The sequence below is a fragment of the Mobilisporobacter senegalensis genome (assembly GCF_003752155.1).
Taxonomy (GTDB): Bacteria; Bacillota; Clostridia; order Lachnospirales; family Lachnospiraceae; genus Mobilisporobacter; species Mobilisporobacter senegalensis.
This window is the reverse complement of sequence record NZ_RJVG01000027.1, coordinates 1-1412: the sequence shown is the minus strand read 5'-3', so window position 1 is coordinate 1412 and position 1412 is coordinate 1. Positions and strand designations below refer to the sequence as shown.

Annotated in this window: 2 tRNA genes and 3 rRNA genes; all 5 read right to left on the bottom strand. The window is 40.2% G+C overall.

The window, feature by feature from the left end:
* A 23S ribosomal RNA gene (locus tag EDD66_RS18275) occupies window positions 1-93 on the bottom strand; the annotation flags it as partial.
* Window positions 94-529: 436 nt separating this feature from the next.
* A tRNA-Ala gene (locus EDD66_RS18270) sits at window positions 530-602 on the bottom strand.
* 110 nt (window positions 603-712) lie between these two features.
* Window positions 713-786, bottom strand: a tRNA-Ile gene (locus tag EDD66_RS18265).
* A 111-nt stretch (window positions 787-897) separates the two neighbouring features.
* Window positions 898-1015, bottom strand: a 5S ribosomal RNA gene (gene rrf / locus EDD66_RS18260).
* Window positions 1016-1350: 335 nt separating this feature from the next.
* Window positions 1351-1412, bottom strand: a 16S ribosomal RNA gene (locus tag EDD66_RS18255); the annotation flags it as partial.

Below are 1412 nucleotides of genomic sequence, written 5' to 3'. Positions count from 1 at the left end.
ATTTGCTCCTCACCAACACTTATCGCAGCTTATCACGTCTTTCTTCGGCTCTTAGTGCCAAGGCATCCACCCTACGCTCTTATTAGCTTGACCTAAACTTTGATTGCGCAAACAAAAATTTTAAGCACGCTTTGAAAGCTTGCTTTCATAAGAGTGATTAATGATTTTTGCTTGCATTAGCAAAGTGCTATCATCGAGAAAAGCAAAGCTTTTTGAGATGATGCGCTTGGCGCAATCAAAGTTTAATCCTCTTAGATTTTGTTCTTACAACTCAAAATCTTTTCTGTTGTCTAGCGTGACAACAGTTAGGCTATAAGTTCGTTTTAACGATCATCCTACCTGCGCGGTAGATGTATCGTTCGTTCTGATTCCTCAGAACTATTTGTTTAGATGTCTGACTAATCGTTGAATATTTCTATTCTCTGATTATTCGTTTCATTCAATGTGCAGTTTTCAAGGTACATATTATATAGAAATCTGATTTCTCCAAACTTTCCATATAACCAACGATAAACTTTCGTTTACCGAGTGGAGATAACGAGATTCGAACTCGTGACCCCCTGCTTGCAAGGCAGGTGCTCTCCCAACTGAGCTATACCCCCAGGTATTTCATGTATCATTAAGTGAATTTCACATAATACCTATGTAAGTTATTTATTCATAATTACTTTATCTATTATAATGCGTATGCATCTTATTCTATTAGATAGAATGGGCTTAAATGGACTCGAACCATCGACCTCACGCTTATCAGGCGTGCGCTCTAACCAGCTGAGCTATAAGCCCATAATCAGTATGTTCGACTCGACTAGGCCAGGAAATACTTCGCCAAGTTTTCGCGAACGATTATTAAACTAAATTCTTCCTCGCTTTGCTCGTCATTATTAAGTTTAATATATCTGGCAGCCACCTACTCTCCCATATCGTCTCCAATATAGTACCATCGGCCGTCTAAGTCTTAACCATCGTGTTCGGAATGAGAACGGGTGTGTCCCCTAGACGCATCGCCACCAGAAGCATTGAGTACTTAACGAGGTCCTTTCGAGTTTAGTGCGAAAGCTGTTCTTTGCAACTTAGCGAGGTCTTTTCGAGCTTAGTGCAACAGAACTCCTCATGTATTAGTAACTAGCTTATCTTTTCATAAGTCTTTTACTAATCTTCTGATATTTCTATTCTTTTTTAATATTAAGGAAGTTCGATTCACTAGATTCGACCTTCGCCTTCGGCTCGCTCTCATCAAGTTCCTTCGAACTAAGTTCGCACTAAATTCACGCTTCGCTTTCGCTCGCGTTCTTTAAGTGCTCCACTTAATAACTCAACAGTAAAACAACCCCTACTTTTCTTCCTTAGAAAGGAGGTGATCCAGCCGCACCTTCCGATACGGCTACCTTGTTACGACTTCACCCCAGTTA